The 19034-nt window shown below is 61.4% G+C and carries 17 protein-coding genes; 11 read left to right on the top strand and 6 right to left on the bottom strand.

Annotated features, from left to right (window positions below):
• The first annotated feature begins 251 nt into the window (after positions 1–251).
• The 6 genes from AGR7B_RS19795 (at position 252) to recX (ending at position 6330) form a co-directional block, all read left to right on the top strand.
• Complete coding sequence (locus AGR7B_RS19795) at positions 252–1268, top strand: ABC transporter substrate-binding protein (RefSeq protein ID WP_003522114.1); 1017 nt, start codon at positions 252–254, stop codon at positions 1266–1268.
• A 98-nt stretch (positions 1269–1366) separates the two neighbouring features.
• The gene (locus AGR7B_RS19790; RefSeq protein WP_080857659.1) at positions 1367–2830 is read left to right on the top strand and encodes an ATP-binding cassette domain-containing protein; all 1464 of its coding nucleotides are present in this window, start codon (positions 1367–1369) and stop codon (positions 2828–2830) included.
• The gene (locus tag AGR7B_RS19785; RefSeq protein WP_080857658.1) at positions 2827–3768 is read left to right on the top strand and encodes an ABC transporter permease; all 942 of its coding nucleotides are present in this window, start codon (positions 2827–2829) and stop codon (positions 3766–3768) included. The genes AGR7B_RS19790 and AGR7B_RS19785 overlap by 4 nt, the downstream gene beginning before the upstream one ends.
• A complete protein-coding gene (locus AGR7B_RS19780; RefSeq protein WP_080857657.1) occupies positions 3765–4712 on the top strand; it encodes an ABC transporter permease in 948 nt (315 codons plus the stop codon). The genes AGR7B_RS19785 and AGR7B_RS19780 overlap by 4 nt, the downstream gene beginning before the upstream one ends.
• Positions 4713–4747: 35 nt before the next feature.
• A complete protein-coding gene (locus tag AGR7B_RS19775) occupies positions 4748–5668 on the top strand; it encodes an SMP-30/gluconolactonase/LRE family protein (protein WP_080857656.1) in 921 nt (306 codons plus the stop codon).
• A 71-nt stretch (positions 5669–5739) separates the two neighbouring features.
• Positions 5740–6330, top strand: coding sequence for a recombination regulator RecX (recX, locus tag AGR7B_RS19770; RefSeq protein ID WP_121490440.1), 591 nt, complete (start codon positions 5740–5742; stop codon positions 6328–6330).
• Between the two features lie 3 nt (positions 6331–6333).
• On the opposite strand, the gene AGR7B_RS19765 is transcribed toward recX, so the two are convergent.
• The 6 genes from AGR7B_RS19765 to AGR7B_RS19740 form a co-directional block, all read right to left on the bottom strand.
• Positions 6334–6732, bottom strand: coding sequence for a c-type cytochrome (locus AGR7B_RS19765; protein WP_162934210.1), 399 nt, complete (start codon positions 6730–6732; stop codon positions 6334–6336).
• A gap of 95 nt (positions 6733–6827) precedes the next feature.
• Positions 6828–7355 carry a DUF992 domain-containing protein gene (locus AGR7B_RS19760; protein WP_003522107.1) on the bottom strand — a complete coding sequence of 176 codons (528 nt, stop codon included), beginning with the start codon at positions 7353–7355 and terminating at the stop codon, positions 6828–6830.
• 248 nt (positions 7356–7603) lie between these two features.
• The gene (locus AGR7B_RS19755) at positions 7604–8413 is read right to left on the bottom strand and encodes an ATP-binding cassette domain-containing protein (RefSeq protein ID WP_035263594.1); all 810 of its coding nucleotides are present in this window, start codon (positions 8411–8413) and stop codon (positions 7604–7606) included.
• Between the two features lie 34 nt (positions 8414–8447).
• Positions 8448–10412, bottom strand: coding sequence for a Fe(3+)-hydroxamate ABC transporter permease FhuB (gene fhuB, locus AGR7B_RS19750; RefSeq protein ID WP_080857654.1), 1965 nt, complete (start codon positions 10410–10412; stop codon positions 8448–8450).
• Positions 10409–11311, bottom strand: coding sequence for an iron-siderophore ABC transporter substrate-binding protein (locus AGR7B_RS19745; RefSeq protein ID WP_162934209.1), 903 nt, complete (start codon positions 11309–11311; stop codon positions 10409–10411). The genes fhuB and AGR7B_RS19745 overlap by 4 nt, the downstream gene beginning before the upstream one ends.
• 28 nt (positions 11312–11339) lie before the next feature.
• The gene (locus AGR7B_RS19740) at positions 11340–13502 is read right to left on the bottom strand and encodes a TonB-dependent siderophore receptor (protein ID WP_162934208.1); all 2163 of its coding nucleotides are present in this window, start codon (positions 13500–13502) and stop codon (positions 11340–11342) included.
• A 157-nt stretch (positions 13503–13659) separates the two neighbouring features.
• Here AGR7B_RS19740 and AGR7B_RS19735 point away from each other — a divergent pair, with 157 nt between their 5' ends.
• From AGR7B_RS19735 to AGR7B_RS19715, 5 genes are all read left to right on the top strand, one after another.
• Positions 13660–14571 carry a LysR family transcriptional regulator gene (locus tag AGR7B_RS19735; RefSeq protein WP_065657513.1) on the top strand — a complete coding sequence of 304 codons (912 nt, stop codon included), beginning with the start codon at positions 13660–13662 and terminating at the stop codon, positions 14569–14571.
• A 243-nt stretch (positions 14572–14814) separates the two neighbouring features.
• On the top strand, positions 14815–15078 hold the full coding sequence (locus AGR7B_RS19730; protein WP_065657417.1) for a spike base protein, RCAP_Rcc01079 family: 264 nt from the start codon (positions 14815–14817) through the stop codon (positions 15076–15078).
• Positions 15079–15265: 187 nt separating this feature from the next.
• Complete coding sequence (locus AGR7B_RS19725; protein WP_080857653.1) at positions 15266–16933, top strand: phosphoethanolamine transferase; 1668 nt, start codon at positions 15266–15268, stop codon at positions 16931–16933.
• Positions 16934–16998: 65 nt separating this feature from the next.
• Positions 16999–17652 (top strand): response regulator transcription factor, encoded by a 654-nt coding sequence (locus tag AGR7B_RS19720; RefSeq protein WP_020010073.1) that lies wholly within the window; start codon positions 16999–17001, stop codon positions 17650–17652.
• Between the two features lie 22 nt (positions 17653–17674).
• The gene (locus AGR7B_RS19715) at positions 17675–19012 is read left to right on the top strand and encodes a sensor histidine kinase (RefSeq protein WP_080857652.1); all 1338 of its coding nucleotides are present in this window, start codon (positions 17675–17677) and stop codon (positions 19010–19012) included.
• Positions 19013–19034 lie beyond the last annotated feature (22 nt).

Genomic DNA, 19034 nt, shown 5'->3' with positions numbered 1-19034 from the left:
CCCTAGGGCGCCGCATCATCCATTCTGCGCCCGGCAGTGGCGTTTCGTCCTGCGGGTTCCCGCAAGCTTTCTGCGGAAACCCGCAGGAAGATTGCCGCGATCCGCCTATACAAGCCAAATCTTCTTGGTCATTCTCGCTTCTACTGGGGAAAGGAGCTCCAGTGCAAAGGAATTCCACCTGCCGCCGAGGAGATTTGCGGCGTGCGAGGATTCCGGGCTCGAAAAGGGCAAGCCACGAGGGAGGAAATCAAATGGCTTTCAGGAAGATGCTTCTGGCATCGGCCGCTGTCGCATGCGCAGCTCTGCCGATCACCGCTCATGCCGATACGTCGGCCAAAAAAATCGCGCTTTCAAACAATTATGCCGGTAATTCCTGGCGTCAGGCGATGCTGACGAGCTGGGACAAGATCACCAAGCAGGCGGTTGCCGACAAGCAGGTCGCTGCCGCCGACGCCTTCACCACCGCCGAAAACCAGGCGACCGAACAGGCCGCGCAGATCCAGAACCTCATTCTTCAGGGTTACGACGCCATCGTCATCAATGCCGCTTCGCCGACCGCGCTTAACGGCGCGGTGAAGGAAGCCTGCGATGCCGGCATCACCGTCGTATCCTTCGACGGCATCGTCACGGAGCCCTGCGCATGGCGCATCGCCGTCGATTTCAAGGCAATGGGCGAAAGCCAGATCGACTATCTCGCCAAGGCCATGCCGAAGGGCGGCAACCTGCTTGAAATTCGCGGCCTTGCCGGCGTTTCGGTGGACGATGAAATCCACGCCGGCATCGCCGCCGGCGTCGCCAAGAACCCGCAGTTCAAGATCGTCGGTTCCGTCAACGGCGACTGGGCGCAGGATGTGGCGCAGCGCGCCGTCGCCGGCATTCTGCCGAGCCTTCCCGAAGTCGCGGCAGTCGTGACGCAGGGCGGCGACGGTTATGGCGCGGCACAGGCTTTTGCCGCCGCCAAGCGCCCGACGCCGACCATCGTCATGGGCAACCGTGAAGACGAACTGCAATGGTGGAAACAGCAGAAGGACGCAAGCGGTTACGAGACCATGTCCGTCTCCATCGCCCCAGGCGTCTCGACGCTCGCTTTCTGGGTGGCGCAGCAGATCCTTGATGGCAAGGATGTGAAGAAGGACCTGACCGTGCCCTTCCTGCGCATCGACCAGGCCAATCTCGAGGAAAATCTGAAGACGACCCAGAAGGGCGGCGTGGCGAATGTTGAATATTCGCAGGAAGACGCCCAGAAGGCCATCGCATCGGCCAAATAGGCCGGATCGACCCAGAGCCTGACTATTGCGGCGCTCCCGTAAAGGGCGCCGCAATAGTCACACATTGTCTGATTTTCACATCACTGGCGTAGTTGCTCATGAATGACATCATCGAGGCGGAAGAAGTCGTCGCTGCGCGCGGCGTGAAGGTCGTGTTCGGCGCGGTAAGAGCGCTGGATGGGGCCGATCTCGTCATCCGCACGGGGGAATGCCTCGGGCTCGTCGGCCATAACGGCGCGGGAAAGTCCACCATCGTCAACGTCATCAATGGCGGGCTGACGCCGCATGAGGGTTCCGTTTCTTATGGCGGCAACGAAAACCGCCACGGCATTGCCGCCGCGCGCGCGAGCGGCGTTCGCTGCGTGTTTCAGGAACTGTCGCTTTGCCCGAACCTGACGATCAGCGAAAATGTCCGCATCATGCATGCCGCCACGGGTGGGCGAAACTGGCGCGGCCGTGCGCTGACGACGATCCGCCAGACACTGGACGAGATTTTTCCCGGCCACGGCATCGATTGCGAGCTGACCATCGCCGAACTTTCCATCGCCGAACGGCAGATGGTGGAAATCGCCATCAATTTTTGCCGCATACCGAACGCGCCGAGACTGGTGATCCTCGATGAACCCACCTCTTCGCTGGATGCCGGTCTCGCCGAGCAGCTGATGGATTATGTCCGCCGTTTCGTGCGTGAGGGCGGCTCGGTTCTGCTGATCTCGCATATTCTCGGCGAAATTCTTTCGACGGCCACCCGTATCGTGGTGATGAAGGATGGCCGGGTGGTGGCCGACCGGAAGGCCACCGACTTCACCACCCGCTCGTTGGTTGAGGCCATGGGCAGCGTCGTCAAGGAACAGGACAGGCGGCGGGGTGAAAGCCGCAAGGCAGGCGAGAAGGTGCTTTCCATGCCGGCACGGCGCGGCGAAGGCCTTGCCTTCGAGGCCTTTCGCGGTGAGATCGTCGGCCTTGCCGGCCTCGGCGGTCATGGCCAGACCGAAGCGCTGCTCGATCTTTATCTTGCCCGCAACAATAGCTGGCTGCCCGCGCGCAAGACCGATATCGCCTTCGTGGCGGGGGATCGCAGCCTGAACGGCACTTTTCCGCTGTGGAGCATCCTCAAAAACCTGTCCATCGCCTCGCTCAGGGATATTTCAGCCGCAGGCATGGTGGACAGAGCCAAGGAAACCGAGCTTGGGGCGCAATGGAAAAAGCGCATCGAAATCCGCACGCCCGACATGGGCAACAAGATCCTTTCGCTTTCCGGCGGCAACCAGCAGAAGGTGCTTTTTGCCCGCGCGCTTGCCACCACCGCCAGCACGGTTTTGATGGACGACCCGATGCGCGGCGTCGATATCGGCACCAAACAGGAGGTCTATGACATCTTGAGAACCGAAGCCTCCCACGGCCGCACCTTCATCTGGTACTCCACCGAAATGGACGAAATCCGCCTCTGCGACCGGGTCTATGTGTTCCGCGACGGCGCCATCCAGGCGGAACTCGTCGGCGACGATATTACCGAGCAGAATGTGCTGGCGGCCTCCTTTGCCGGAGAAGACCACGCATGAAACTCTCGGCAAACGCGCTCCGCCTCATCATTCCCGCCGCCTCGCTCGCCTTCCTGCTCGCCGCCGTCTTCTACATGCAGCCGCGCGCCATGAGCTATACCGGCATGAACCTGCTGTTCAATCTGGCGGTGCCGATTGCGCTCGCCACCATTGCGCAGATGCTGATCATGTCGGTCAACGATCTCGATCTGTCGATGGGTACCTTCGTCAGTTTCTGCGCCTGTGTGACCGCCACTTTCCTGCAAACCACGCCACTCCTCGGAATTGCGATTTTTGCCGGTGCGATTGCGGTCTATGCATTGCTGGGCGCCATCATCCATATCCGCGCCCTGCCCTCCATCGTGGTCACGCTCGGCATGAGCTTCGTCTGGGGCGGCCTCGCCGTTCTCATTCTTCCCTCGCCCGGCGGCCAGGCCCCCGCTTTCATCCGCACGCTGATGACGGCAAAACCGCCTTTTGTGCCGATCGCCATCGTCGCCAGCATCCTGATCGCGGTGGTCGCCCATTACATCGTCATGCGCTCTTCCTTCGGCGTGCTGATGCGCGGCGTCGGCGGCAATTTCCGCTCGGTCGAGCGTTCCGGCTGGTCGGTCGTCGGCATTCGCGCCGCCACCTTTGCGCTGGCCGGTTTCTTCGCGGTGCTGTCCGGTATCGCCCTCGTCGGGCTGACGACATCGGCCGACGCCAATATCGCGCTGCGTTACACGCTGCTCTCGATTGCCGGCGTCATTCTCGGCGGCGGTGAATTCGTCGGCGGCCGGGTATCGCCCATAGGTGCGGTCATCGGCGCGCTGACGCTGACGCTCGCCGGTTCGTTTCTCTCCTTCATGCGCATTTCGCCGGACTGGCAGATCGGCGCGCAGGGGGCGATCCTCATCATCGTGCTGGCGCTGCGGATTCTGCTCAACCGTCTTGAAAAGCGGGAGAAAAACCAATGAACGGGCTCTCTTCCCTCACCAGAAAACCATGGATCTGGTCTTTTGCCGCAACGGCGGTCGTCTGGATCGTCACCGTGCTCTTCACCGGCGGTGCAAGCTCCTTCGGCCTGTCGCACGCCGCACTCACCTTTGCGGCCTTTTCGGTCATCGTCGGCATCGGCCAGATGTTCGTCATCACGCTCGGACCGGGCAATATCGACCTCTGCGTACCCGCCACGATGACGCTGTCAGGCACGCTGGCGCTCAAATTCATGGATGTGTCCGACGGTCTCATCCTGCCCGGACTGCTGATCGCCATCCTGATCGGCATCGCCATCGGCATCGGCAATTATGCGCTGATCAAGCTCCTGCGCATCCCGCCAATCATCGCGACGCTCTCCATGAGCTTCATCGTGCAATCCATCGCCATCTGGTCGAACCGCGGCCTGCGCATCAAGCCGCCGGAAACATTGGCCACATTCACCACGTCAAGTTTCTTCGGCATTCCGAACGTCGCCCTCGTGGCCCTGCTACTTTCGGTCATCGCCTGGCTGCTGCTCGACCGCTCGTTTTACGGACGCTGGATTTCCGCCATCGGCCAGAGCACCTTCGCCGCCCGCATGACCGGCATTCCGGTGGACGGCGCACGTTTCGTCACCTATGTGCTCTGCGCGGTGCTTGCTGCCATCGCGGGTTACCTGCTCGCCAGCTTCTCCGGCGGTGCTGCGCTCAACATGGGCTCGGAATATCTGCTGATGTCCATTGCTGTCGTCGTCATCGGCGGAACGGCGGTGGCGGGAGGGGATTCCAATGTGCCCGGCATCTGGGGCGCTTCGCTCTTCATGTTCCTGGTGGTGTCGATGCTGAATACTTACGGTTTCGGCGCCGGCATCCGTCTCATCCTCACCGGCCTCATCATCATCTCCGTCATTCTTCTGGCAAGCGGCCCCAAGGCCACGCGCTGAACCCATAACGACAAGCCCCCAAGCGGACCACGCTCATGACCACAGACAAGACCTCCCCTTACGAAATCCACGACGACCGCTTTCGCCATCTGATCGTCGGCAATGCCGAGTTGGAAGAGCTTTATTCCGGTTGCCGCTGGGCCGAAGGCCCGGTGTGGTTTGCCGATCTGAACTGCCTGCTGTTCAGCGATATTCCGAATGAGCGCATGTTGCGCTGGGTGCCGGATGGCGGGATCTCGGTATTCCGCCAGCCCTCCAACTTCACCAACGGCAATACGCGCGACCGGCAGGGGCGGCTCGTTTCCTGCGAACATGGCGGCCGCCGCGTCACCCGCACCGAAGTCGACGGCGCGATCACCGTTCTTGCCGACAGCTACGGCGGCAAGCGGCTGAACTCACCCAATGACGTGGTGGTGAAATCCGATGGCAGCGTCTGGTTCACCGATCCAACCTACGGCATTCTGTCCGATTACGAGGGCTACAAGGCGGAGCCAGAACAGAAGACCCGCAATGTCTACCGGCTCGATCCCGCAACCGGAAAGATCGACATCGCCATCGACGATTTCCTGCAGCCGAACGGTCTTGCCTTCTCGCCTGATGAGACGAAGCTCTACGTTGCCGACAGTTCCTACAGCCACGATGTCTCCCGCCCGCGCCATATCCGCGTCTTCGATGTGGTGGACGGCGCGAAGCTCACCAACGGCCGGGAATTCTGCAATCTCGACAATGGCCTGCCGGACGGTTTCCGCCTGGATACGGCCGGCAACCTGTGGACCAGCGCCGGCGATGGCGTTCACTGCTTTTCCCCCGAAGGTACGCTCCTCGGCAAGATCAGGGTACCGCAGACAGTCGCCAACCTCACTTTCGGCGGCCCGAAAAAGAACCGCCTGTTCATCACCGCGACGAAATCGCTTTATTCGGTCTATGTCGCCGCAACCGGCGCGCAAACGCCCTGAGCTACTGAAAACCGGAGGAAACGGGCCGGGAAGGAACTGGCAAGACGGGTTCACCGCGCTATAAAAGCGGAATGAACGACGATTCCAGCCCCTTCCTGGCCGAGGACATGGCGATGGACGGCGACACGCCGGCCATTGAACCCACCAGCCGGATGCTGTCCTGGGCGCGCAATTCTGCGCTCTACCGGCTGGAACAGCGCATGATGACGGAAAAGCAGCTGCGCGACGCCATCATGCGCAAGGCGCGGGAAAAATTCGAGGATATCAGCCCGGCGCAGGTCAGGGCGCTTGGCGAATTTGCCGTGACCTTCGCTTATGGCATCAAGGCGCTCGACGACACGGCCTTCGCGGAAATTACCGTGCGGAGCGGCCAGCGCAGCGGCAAGTCAAAACGCGGGCTCGCGCAGAAACTTCAGGTCAAGGGCATCGCCCGGGAAACGGCAGCCGTCGCGCTTCAGGAAACAAACGATCTCGTCGCAGCCGTCATCTTCGCCCGCAAGCGCGCCTTCGGGCCGTTTCGCCGTGTCGAACTGGACGAGAAGCGCAAGACCAAGGAATTCTCCGCTTTCGCCCGTAACGGCTTCGGCTTTGAGATCGGCTCGAAAGTCATGGCGATGACCTTCGAAGAGGCGGAAGAGATTATCGCTGAAGCGCCGCTCTGACCGCTATTGCGGCATGGGATGCGTTTTCAGATAGGCGATCAGATCCGCTATATCGGTTTCGCTCCACAGCCCGAAAAAGCGCATGGCATTTCCCGGGATCGCCTTTTTCGGGCTGGCGATGAATTTTTGCAGTTCCTCTTCCGACCACACCCGGCCAGCCGCACCGGCATCCTTCAGCGCCTGCGAATAGTGGCCGTAATCGGTGACGGAAGCCATCGACCTGCCGACGACACCCATCAGATGCGGCCCCATGCGGGTGCGTGGCGTGTCGACGCTGTGACAGGTGGAACAGCGGCTGAAGACCTTCTCCCCGTGGGCCGCATCGCCCTCGGCAAAAGCGGCTGTCGCCGAAAGGAAAGAACAGACGGTTACTGCCGCGACACTTCTGAATGTGGAAATCATGGCCCGGATAATACAACGCCCTCTCCGTCTGACAACGAAGAGGGCGTATTTTGACATGCGACAGAATGCCCGGCCGGGGCCGGGCACTTTGCCGATCAGTTCATGGCCGTGAGCGTCACGGAGGTGCCGGTGGCGGCGAGGTTGAGACCAACCTGACCCGTCACGCTGACCGTCTGCAGCTGGATGGAGCCGGACGTGCCGCCAACGAGAACGTTGGTGCCGACGCCGAGACCGACGGTGACTTCAGCCGTTGCGCCCTGATAAAGGCCGCCGAGCGAACCGCGGTGGTAACCGGCGGTCGGGGCGAAAACGGCCCAGACCAGACGGCCCTGCGTGGTGAAGCCGAGGTCGACACCCATCTTGCGGATGGCGCCGGTGTAATGGTCGGTGCGACGGGCGCCCATGGTGGACTGGAAGGTGCAATCCAGTTCCTTGGCCGAGCCGAGAACGTAACCGACGCCGCCGCCGATATCGCAGGTGAGGTAACCGATCTTGACGCCGTTGCGATCGTCCTGCTCCTGCGGAGCCGGCTCATATCTCGCGAGGTCGGCAGCGAGGGCGGATGCGGTTCCGCCGAGGCCCATTGTCAATGCGGCAAAAGTTACGGCAACAGCCTTTTTCATCTGATTTTCTCCTGTTTTATTCCTACCCGCAGCAGCCCTTCTTGCCCTCTCCGGATATTGAATTCCGCACTGTTAACGTTTGTTCCCTGAAATCGATCCAAAACAACTTAATTGGAGGCGATGAAAGCGGAACGGTTAACAATGTCTGATGGCGGTAGGATGCCATTAAGACATTGTTAGGGCGGGAAATACGTGGGGAATCGCCATCAACAGCCAGTGTTGCCGGCCGTTGTTTTGCTGCAACAACCTCAAAGCGGCAGGGCGACGGGAAAGCCGGTGGCGGCATGGGTCATGACATCCATGCGGACACCATAGATGCGCTGCAGCGTCTCCGGCGTCATGATCTCCTGCGGCGTTCCCCGCGCGATAAGCTGGCCGGAATGAAGCGCGACGATCTCATCGCAGAAGCGCGCCGCCATGTTGACGTCGTGCAGCACGACGATGACGCCGAGACCCTTTTCGCGCGACAGTCTCTGCACCAGCGAAAGCACTTCGATCTGGTGCGCCATGTCGAGCGCGGAGATGGGTTCGTCGAGAAGCAGGCTCTCGGCGTTCTGGGCCACCAGCATGGCAAGCCACACGCGCTGGCGCTCGCCGCCTGAAAGCGTATCCACCAGCCGGTCGCGGAAGGCGACGGTGTCGGTGAGTTCGATGGCTTCGTCCACCTTCTCCTGATCCGCTTTGGTGAACTGCCCAAGCGCGCCGTGCCAGGGATAACGGCCGAGCGCCACCAGTTCCTTGGCCAGCATGCCGGAGGCGGCCGGCGTATATTGCGGCAGATAGGCGAGCTTTCGCGCAAATTCACGATTGCCCCATGCGCCGAGCGCCTTACCTTCGAATGAGACCCTGCCCGCCGTCGGCTCCTGAATCCGCGCGAGAATCTTGAGCAACGTGGATTTTCCCGAACCGTTATGACCGATCAGGCCGATGGTCTTGCCGGTCGCAAAACTGGCCGTCAGCGGCTGCAGCAATGTCCTGCCCGGCACTTCCATGGTCACGCCGTCGAGAGAAAAAAGCGGAATATCGTCATAATCGACGGCAAGTGCTGCCTGACCCATGGTTCTCATCTCCGTACGTCGTTCAAAAAAATCATCATCGCCTGCCTGAAAGCCAGATCAGATAGGGCGCGCCGGCAAGCGCCGCAAAAAGCCCGAGCGGCAGTTCGTAAGGAAAGGTGACTGTCCGTGCGCCAAGATCGGAAAGCGCCATCAGCACCGCGCCGAACAGGAAGGAGGCGAAGAGATGGTCGCGCGGCGTAGTGAAACCGGCGCGAAGCGCAATATGCGGCGCCATCAATCCGACGAAACTCAAGGGACCGACGAGCAGCGAGGCAGCTCCGGTGGCAATGCCCGCCACCGCGATGACGGCGATGCGGGCCGCGCCGAGCGGCAGGCCGAGGGAGAGCGGCACATCGCGTCCGAGCGGCAGGATCGTCAGCCAGCGCGTGACCGATAGCGCGCCCGCCAGCAGCACGACGGAAAGAATGGCGAGAAAAATCGCCGAAGCCGGCGTCGCCGTCGAACCCGAGCCGCTGAGCCAGGCGAGGATCTGCCATGCCCGCTGGTCGCCAATGGCAAGCAGCGCCGAGAGAACGGCCGAGCAGAGCGAACTGATGGCAATGCCCGCGAGCAGGATTTTTTCCGGCGCGAGGTGCCGGCGCATGGAAAACAGCAGGACGAGGATCATGACGGCCGCAGAGCCGATGCCTGCGCCGCAAAACAGTTCGAAAAGACCGGCGGCCGGAAAAATCGTGATGGCGGCGGCAAAACCGAGGCCTGCACCGCCGCTGACGCCGATCACCTCCGGGCTTGCCATGGGATTGCCGGTAAGCCGCTGGAGAAGCGCGCCCGCCATAGCCAGAAGTCCGCCTGCGGCCACGGCCGCCACCAGCCGCGGCCAGCGGAACGGCAGCAGGCTTTGCAGATCGTCAGCCTTCAGCACCGTCCAGCCATCGGGCCCCTTGCCGATGGCAAGCGCTGCAAAAACCAGCCCCGCCATGACGGCCAGCACCGGCAGCAGGGCCGTAAGCCGGCGTCTTGTCGCCAGCTCGACGCCTTCACCGCGCTGCACATCGGTCGGCCGGATTTTCGGCAGCAGCCACAGAAGCAGCGGGCCGCCGATCAGGGCCGTTACCGCGCCAGTCGGAAAAACTTCGGCGGTCGTGCTTGCCAGAAGCTGCACGAGACCGTCGCAGAACCACAGCAGCAGTCCGCCCAGAAGCGGGGAAACCAGGAGCACCGAAGACGAACGCCGCACACCAAGCGCCCGGGTGAGCGCAGGTGCTGCAAGGCCGATGAAGCTGACGAGGCCGACCGCCGAAGCAACAAAGGCGGCCAGCATGACCGCGACGGCGGCGACCGCCAGCCTGATCGAAAACAGCGAGACGCCAAGCGATCTTGCACCGGCATCGCCGAGACCGAGGACCGTCAGCGGCTTCATCAGCAGGCCGGTCAGAACGAGCCCGGCAACAAGGTGGAACGCGAGGGACAAGGCGTTCGACCAGTCCTGCTGGCTGAGCGAGCCGCCGTTCCAGACGACCAGCGACATCAGATATTCGCCCTGTGCCAGCGTCAGCGCGGCGGAAACGGACGCGGCGGTGATGCCGACCAGCAGCCCCGACACCACCATGGTCACCGGCTCGAAGGAGCGTCGCCAGCCGAGAAGAAACACGATGCCGGCGGCACCGGCCGCGCCGGCAAGCGCCACCAAAGCGCGGTTGCCATCCAGCATCCACGGGAAGAACAGGGTTGCGATGACGATGGCCAGTTGCGCGCCGGCCGAGATGCCGAGCGTCGAAGGATCGGCAATCGGATTGCGCAGCAATTGCTGGAACAACGCGCCCGACAGGCCGAGCATCGCGCCCGCCAGAATGGCGACCGCCACGCGCGGCATCAGGCTGAAGGCGAAAATCACCTGATCCATCGACATGGTGGCAGCATCGAACGGCAGGCCGGGCCATGCACCGAAAGGCAGCCGTAACAGCCCGGCATGCAGGGACAGCCCGCAGGCCAGAACGAACAGCAGCCCGAAGAAAAGCTGGAGAGGCCGCGCCGTCACAGAGCTTCTCCCTGCGCCGAGAGCGCTTCGGTCAGAAGCCGCGCAAAGCGCATGCCGGCGGTGATGCCGCCATAGGGACCGACATTGCCGATCGTGACCACCCGGTTTTCCCGCACGGCAGGCAGCGCGCGCCATATGGCGCTGCTGCGCAGGGTTTCCCGCGCCTCGACCGGAATATCGGAGACGATGACGATGCGGGCATCGGGCGAAGCGGCGAGATTTTCAAGCGGCACCGGGGCCGCGAAGGTAAATTGCGAACGATCCACCCAGGCATTGGCGAGCCCCAGCCGGCCAAGAACATCCCCGAACATGCTATCCGCACCGAAAGCGCGAAAATGCCGGGCGTCGCCGATATTGATCACATAACTCGGCCGCGCCGCAAAACCGGCAAGGCGGGTCCGCATGGCTTGCAGCGTCGCTTCCGTTTCGCCCAGAACCCTGCGCGCCTCATCGGCGCTGCCAAGCTTTTCGCCAAGGGCGGAGACCGCCGCCAGCGCCTTTGCGAAAGGCGGCTCGCCCTTCACGTAAAAGGGCAGCGAGAAGACCGGGGCAATCGCTTCCAGCCTGCCGGTATAGCGGGTGTAGAAGGGCGAAATCAGAATGAGATCGGGCCGGGTCAGTTGCAGAAGCTCGAAATTCGGCGCGCCGCGCAGGCCAAGATCGGCGACGGTTGCGGGGATTTCCGGCTCGACCGCGTCCTCCCGAAACTGGATGAGCTCGGTCGCCGCCACCGGCATGACGCCGAGCGCAACGGCGGTTTCCAGCATGGCCCAGTCGATGGCGGCAAGGCGTGGCGTGACCGCCGCGCGCGCCTTGCCAGCAAGAGCCGAAGCAGCGAGCAGGCCTAAAAATTCCCGCCGCCCCCAAAGGGGGGACATCCATCGATCCTTGCGCGTCATGCCCCTGCTGCTTCACTTTGATATGGCGTCACCAACGATAGGTCAGCTTGCCCATAACCGTTCTTCCGTCACCGTAATAGCATCCGAAAGTCGAGCAACTAGAAATATATTCTTTATCAGTCAAGTTTTGCACCAGAAGCGAGGCGCGGTAGCCGTTCTTCTCGTAGTGCACGCCGAGATCGAGCAGGGCGAGGCCCTTCATCTCGAAGGTGTTGGCGGCATCACCATAGCGTTTTCCGACATAACGCACACCGCCGCCGATGCCGAAACCCTCAAGGACGGTATCTTCCGGGAAAGTGTAATCCAGCCAGAGGCTTGCGGCGTGCCGCGGCGTGCTGTCCAGCTCCTTGCCGTTATTCACGCGGCCGGAGACCTCGCTGTCCATGTAGGTATAGGCCGCGCGCAGGTCGAGCCCGTCGGCAAGGCTTGCGACGCCTTCAAGCTCGAGGCCTTTCACATGCGCCTCGTCCATCTGCTGCGTCACGCCGCCCACCGTCGTCGTGACGTTTTTCTGTGTCAGATCGTAGATCGCGGCGGAGAAGAAACCGTCGAAACCCTCGGGCTGGTATTTGACGCCCGCCTCCCATTGTTCGCCGGTGGTCGGTTTCGGCGCATCGCCGACAGCCGGCTGCGGCACCGGTTCGAAGGAGGTCGCGTAGCTGACATAGGGCGCGATGCCGCCATCGAACAGATAGCTGATGCCGACGCGGCCGGTCAGCTTGTGATCGTCCTTGTCGAGCGAACGGTAGGTGGTGCCGTTGAAGGTCGTGCCACTGGTGCTTGCCCAGTCCTGCCGCAGGCCGGCGGTAACGCGCCAGTTCTCAAAAGCCATCTCGTCCTGCGCATAAAGGCCGATCTGGGAAATATCCGTCTTCACATCGGCATAAAGCGTGCGCGAGGTGAGGCTGATCGGCCCGCCATAGACCGGATTGACGGGATTGAGCGGCGTCGCGGCCCAGAACTCGGTTTTGACGTTATTGTCGAAATAACGGTAGTCCAGCCCGACAAGCAGGGTGTGGTCGATTGGCCCCGTGGAGAACTCCGCCTGCAGGCTGTTGTCGATGTTGAAAGTGTTCAGCAACTCGTCCTGAAACGTCGCATTGCGGCGGATAAGATTGCCGATCATGCCGCCGCTGGTCGAGGACATGCCGAGCGCGCGGTAGGACCAGTCGAAATTGGAATAACGCGCGTTCTGCCGGAAGGTGAAGGTCTCGTCGAAACGGTGCTCGAATTCATAACCGATATTGGTGAATTTGCGGCTCGACGTATCGAAGGACGGATCGCCGACATAAAAGCTGCGATCCAGCATATTGCCGGGTCTGAGATAGGTCAGCGCCGGCGGGAGGCCGGAGGGCGAACTCGGATTGTCGTGCTGATAGGAGGCAAGAACCGTCAGCTTCGTATCCTCGTCCGGCTGCCAGGTCAGCGCCGGTGCGATGAAATAACGGTCGTTCTGCAAATTGTCCGTCTGGGCATGGGCGTTGCGCGCAAGGCCGGTCAGGCGATAGGCGAAACTGTCGCTATCCGCCACGGGGCCGCCAATATCGAACATCGACTGGTAATAGTCGAAGCTGCCGATCTGCACACCGACTTCGCCGAACCGTTCGAAGGTCGGCCGCTTGCTGATGAGATTGATGAGGCCGCCGGGATTGCCCTGACCGAAAAGAACGGAAGCCGGCCCGCGAATGACTTCCACGCGCTCCAGACCGTAAACCTCATAGGAGGGCGCACCGGCGGTGCGCATCAGCCGCAGACCGTTCAGGAACTGCAACTGGTTTCCCTGGAACCCGCGAATGCGCGGCGCATCGAAACGCGGATCCGCCCCAAACGGCTGCGCGACGACACCCGGAACATAATTCAGCGCCTCGCTGAGATTGCGAACGTTCTGAGCATCCATCTGGTCCTTGGTGATGACGGATACGGATTGCGGCGTCTCGATCAGGGATCGCCCCGTCTTGGTGGCGCTGGCGCTGGTTTTCGCCACATAGCCTTTCACGGGCGCCTTGGGGTCCTGATTTTTGGCGCCCTCCACGGTGATGGTCTGCAGCACCGTCGTACCGGCCTCCTGCGCAAGGGCGGAAGCCGGGGCCAAAAAGCCCACATAAGCGATGACGGCGCAACCGCCAGCCAGAATGGAAATGTGTTTGGTTTTTCCCTGCACCCCAAGCCCCTTCATCACCCGCGCCACCATAAGGCGGTATTTTTCTGGAGAATTTAAGTCATCTTATTACGCAAGGGACGAATTGTGATCCAATAAGCGCAGCCGGTTTTTTTCAGAACTATTGATTATGAAAAGTAGCAGCGATAATAGCTTGGAATTATTCAAATCTGCCGGAAAGGCCGTGACGATGGGCAGGAAACCGGCAAGCCGGGCAGAAACGTTCGAATTGCGCCACCTGCGCTATTTCACCACGCTGGTGGATGAGCGCAATTTCGAGCGCGCCGCCGCCCGCCTCGGTATCGCCCAGCCGGGCTTGAGCCAGCAGATCATGGCGCTCGAACAGATTGTCGGCATGCCGCTTCTCGACCGGACGCGCCGCTCGGTGAAGCTGACCACGCCCGGCCAGCTTCTCTACGAGGATGCCCGGAAGATCCTCGCCAATGCCGAGGCGACGCTTGCGGCGCTCAAACGCGTCGATCGCGGCGAAACCGGGCGCATTTCCATCGGTTATGTCGCCTCGGCCGCCTATTCCGGCCTGATGATCCGGTCCATCGCCAGTTTCCGCGCTTCCCATCCCGATGTGGAGCTACAATTGATCGAGATGGAGATGCGGCTGCAATTGGCCAAGATTGCCGACGGCAATCTGGACTTCGCCTTCATCCGCCCGCCTGCGCCTGTTCCGGAAGGTGTGACAACCCATGTGGTGCTGCGCGAACCGTTGATGGCCGCACTTCCTGAAAACCATCCCCTGGCGTTTGCGCTGCAGGTCGATCTGAAAAACCTTGCCGGCGAGACCTTCATTACCCCGCGGCAACCACCGGATGTCGGCTTTCATTACAATACGATAGAAGCCTGCAATGAAGCCGGGTTCCAGCCGGCGATCAACCCGGAAGGCAGGGACTACACCACGATTACTAGCATGGTGGCCATCGGCCTCGGCGTCGCGCTGGTGCCGCGCTCGCTTAATTGCCTGAGGTTGCCCGGTGTGCGCTACGTGCCGCTTGCGGCCAGTTCCACGACCTCGGACCTCGCTATAGCCCACCGGAAAACGGAAGCCTCTCCCGCCGTCAGGGCCTTCATTCTCCATATGCGCAATTGAAGCGACAGCACCCGCCCGCCTGCCGATCCCGTGGACGAAAAATCCGCCATCACCCGTTTGCGCCGCATCGGCGGCAACAGGCGGGGGCGGCGTAACCGCATGGGATTGCGAAAGGAATGACGCTCTTGCGGGCAGGCCCAACACGAGGCCGAAATCCTGTCCGAATATTTCCTGTCCCCGCTTTTCCCCACAGCCGCAGCGCACCCCATAATCGCGGCAGATTTTAATTTACGGGAGACAGCAATGGCTGAGACTTACGAACACCACGCCGCCGGCCTCGAATCTCCGGCATCCCACGCTTTCGATGTCGTTCCGGACGATACGAACCCGCTTTCTTCCCCCACCCGCGCCATCTATGTGGGCAATGGCGGCCATCTCTGCCTGACCCTGCTTTCCGGGGCGACGGTGACCTTCCAGAACCTGCCCGCAGGCAGCCTGCTACCGGTCAGGGCCACGCGCATATTCGCAACGCGCACCACCGCCACAGGCATCGTGGGCCTCAATTAAGGCCTCTATCGTCTCGACAATCTCAAACACCACCACCGAACGGCCACGACGGAGTGTGACACTTCCATGACAAGCTTTCAGGTTGATGTCAGCAAAATGACGCATCCGCCATTGATCGGCCCATGCGGCAGCCTGGACGACGGCGTTTTCGCCCCGTCTCCGTTGCCGCCGGCCTATTGGAAATCTGGTGGATCTGACAGTGGCTCTTTTTACCGCGAAAGCGACGGGAACAGTAACATATCGTCCGGAAATCGGCAGCGTGCCGCTCAGCCTGCTGACGGCGGCCTATCTGCTGTTTTTCATGAACCGGACATTCTGGTCGAAGGTTCACACCTATCTTTCCGCCTATCCGGTCGCCATTGTCGCGCTTTATGCTGCCATGGCCGCCTTTCTCGGCGCCCTCATCATCATTTTTTCCGCCAAATATCTCATCAAGCCGTTTTTGATCTTCGTGATCTTCGCGGCGGCGGCCGCTTCCTGGTTCATGGATCGCTACGGCATCGTCATCGACAGCGACATGATCCGCAACGCCATGGAGACGACGCAGGCGGAAGCCGGCAATCTGATCACGCCCGGCTTTCTCTGGCACATGGCGATTTACGGACTGGTGCCGTCCCTCCTCATCGCCACCGTGCGTGTGCGCCACCGCCCGATCCTCGACAAGCTTTTGTGGAACACGATCAGCATCCTGATCTGTCTTTCCATCGCCGGCATCATCAGCTTCGCCAATTCCAAGACCTTCACCACCGCCGTGCGCCAGCACAAGGATATCGTCAAAAGCGTCAATCCCCTGTCGCCAATCATGTCGGCCATTCATTACTTCACGCTGGCGGGCAAGGAAGTCGATATTCAGGTCAGCCCGGTCGGCGGGGATGCGAAGGTCCTGCCTTCATTGGGCGGCGTCCGCAAACCCCGTATCACCGTCATCGTGGCGGGCGAGACGGCGCGGGCCGCGAACTTTTCCCTGAATGGCTATGGGCGCGATACCAATCCCGAGCTTACAAAACGCGGTGTGGTCTATTTTCCGAACACGACCAGCTGCGGCACCGCGACGGCGATTTCCATTCCCTGCATGTTCTCGAAGTTCCCGCGTTCGGAATATAGCCACAAAAAGGCGCTCGCCAATGAAAACGTCATGGATGTTCTCGTCCATGCCGGGGTCAGCGCGACATGGCTGGACAACAATACCGGCAGCAAGAACGTGGCCGACCGCATCCCCTATTTCGACCTGCCCTCCACCAATGACAGCCGCTTCTGCACCGGCGGGGAATGCCGCGACGATATCTTCTTCGACAAGCTCGACTCCTGGCTCAACAACGTCACCAGAGACAGCGTCATCGTGCTGCACCAGATGGGCAGCCACGGGCCGACCTATTATCTGCGCTATACCGACGAATTCCGCAAATTCACCCCGGATTGCCGCACGGCCGAGCTTGGTAACTGCTCCGACGCGGAGATCGTCAACTCCTACGACAACACGCTTCTTTATACCGACCATTTCCTCTCGACCGTGATCGACAAGCTGAAGGCTCGTTCGGACAGGCTGGCGACGGGCATGATCTATGCGTCTGACCATGGCGAGTCGCTTGGCGAAAACGGCGTCTACCTGCATGGCGCGCCCTATCTTCTGGCGCCCGACCAGCAGACCCATGTGCCGTTTCTCGTCTGGTTCGACGACGACTTTGCGAAATCCATGGGGCTCAACAAAGCCTGCCTCGCAAAAACCGCAGCGGAGGGCGGGCGCTCGCACGACAATTATTTCCACAGCATCCTTGGCATGATGAATGTCTCCACTTCGGTCTACGATCCCTCGCTCGATGTATTCGGCGGCTGCACCCAGCGGCAGAACAGCTGAAACACCGTGCTTGACGCTTATCCGGAGAAAGAGATACGCAGGACGAAGCGATAGAGGGAGCTGTCTTGCGGGTTCTGCTTGTTGAAGACGATCATGTGCTGGGCGAAGCGCTGCGGGACCATGTCGCGGCGGCGGGTCATGCTGTCGACTGGTTCAAGACGCTCGGCGACGCCATGGCGGCGACGCTGACGATGGGTTACGGCCTCATCCTGCTCGACATGCGCCTGCCGGATGGCGAGGGCATTACCCTTCTGCAAAGCCTGCGCCAGCGCGATGACGCAACGCCGGTGATCATTCTGACAGCCCATGACCAGGTCTCCGACCGGATTGCCGGGCTGAACGCCGGTGCGGACGATTATCTGGTCAAACCTTTCGATCTCAACGAGCTTTCGGCCCGCATGCTGGCGGTTTCGCGCCGTTACGAAGGGCGTTCCGCTCCCGTCATCCGCCTGCCCGGCATCGAGATCAACCAGGTGGCGCGCAACATCACGGTCGATGGAACGGCGCAGACGCTGAGCGCCCGGGAATGGGCCGTGCTGGAAAAACTCGTCGAACATCCCGGCGCGGTCGTCTCGAAAGCGCAATTGCACGACACGCTTTATGAATTCGGCGCGGAAATAGAAAGCAACACGGTCGAGGTCTATATCAGCCGACTTCGCAAGAAAATCGGCCATGACCGCGTCGAAACCGTGCGCGGCGTCGGCTACACCATTCGATAGTCAGAATTACAAGCAGGCAGAAATGGCCAGACCGACCAGCATGACCCGCAAGCTCGTGACGGCGCTGACCAGCGTTGTCGCCATATCCTGGCTTCTCGCCTGCGGGCTGGGCGTCATGGTGATGCAGGATGAGTTCGCCGAAATTTTCGACGCCGGCGTTGAGGAAACCGCCGAAAGACTGCTGCCGCTATTGGTGGACGACCTGAGGGAAAACAACACCGCGCCTGCCGCGCAAAAGCTCAACCGGACGTCGGAACGGGCGGAATATCTGACCTATCAGGTCCGCGACCGGGAAGGACAGGTGGTGCTGCATTCGCATGACAGTTCGACGGAGCCTTTCGAGGTCTCGCTCGAACCCGGCTTTTCCGAAACCGCGACCCAGCGTATCTTTACGGTTGCGACACCGGACGGAAACTATTTCCTGCAGGTTGCCGATGCCTTCGCAAATCGCCGCGAGGCAATCGAAGAGGCGGGCACCGCGCTGCTGCTTCCCGTTCTCCTCCTCATTCCCGCCAGCATTTTCGCCGTCATTGTCGTGGTGCGCAGAACGCTGCGACCGATACAGACCCTGCGCGACGACATCGGCAAAAAGGACGGCGGCAATCTCGCGCCGCTGCCGACGCAACCCTTTCCGGGCGAGCTCCATCCCATTGCCCGTTCGGTCAATCTGCTGCTCGGACGATTGCGATCGGCAATCGAGGCGGAACGGGAATTCACCGCCAACAGCGCCCATGAATTGCGCACGCCGATTGCCGGCGCGCTGGCGCAGGCGCAGCGGCTGCACGCCGACATACCGCCGGAACTTGCGCCGCGCGTGGAAAACATCGAAAAATCCCTGCAGCATCTCGCCCACCTGGCCGAAAAACTGCTTCAGATGTCGCGCGCGGAAGCGAGGATCGGGGTCACCGACACGGCAAACGATCTCATCCCCGTTCTCGAACTGGTTATCGATGACATGATGAGAACGGCCATCGGCTCATCCCGCATCCGCTTCACCAATCGCTGTGAAGGCGGCCTGTCCTGCAGGATCGGCGCGGATGCCTTTGGCATCATCATCCGTAACCTCCTCGAAAATGCGCTGATCCACAGCCCGGCGGAAAGCCCGGTGCAGGTCGTCGCCGAAGCGGACGGCACGATCCGCATCGTCAATTCCGGGGCGGCGATCGACGCGGCTCTCCTGCCCAAGCTGACGACGCGTTTTACCAGGGGCCAGACCACGGCGGACGGAACCGGGCTTGGCCTTGCCATCGTGAAGAGCCTGGTGGAGCAGGCCGGCGGAGAGCTGGTGCTTTCCTCTCCGGCGCCGGGCCGGCAGGACGGTTTTGAAGCCCGCATCGCCCTTCCCGCCGAAGCCGCCTGAATGCTAAAAAGAAAAAGCCCCG

This window comes from Agrobacterium deltaense RV3 (assembly GCF_900013505.1).
GTDB lineage: Bacteria > Pseudomonadota > Alphaproteobacteria > Rhizobiales > Rhizobiaceae > Agrobacterium > Agrobacterium leguminum.
This window is presented reverse-complemented; position numbering and strand designations above follow the sequence as displayed.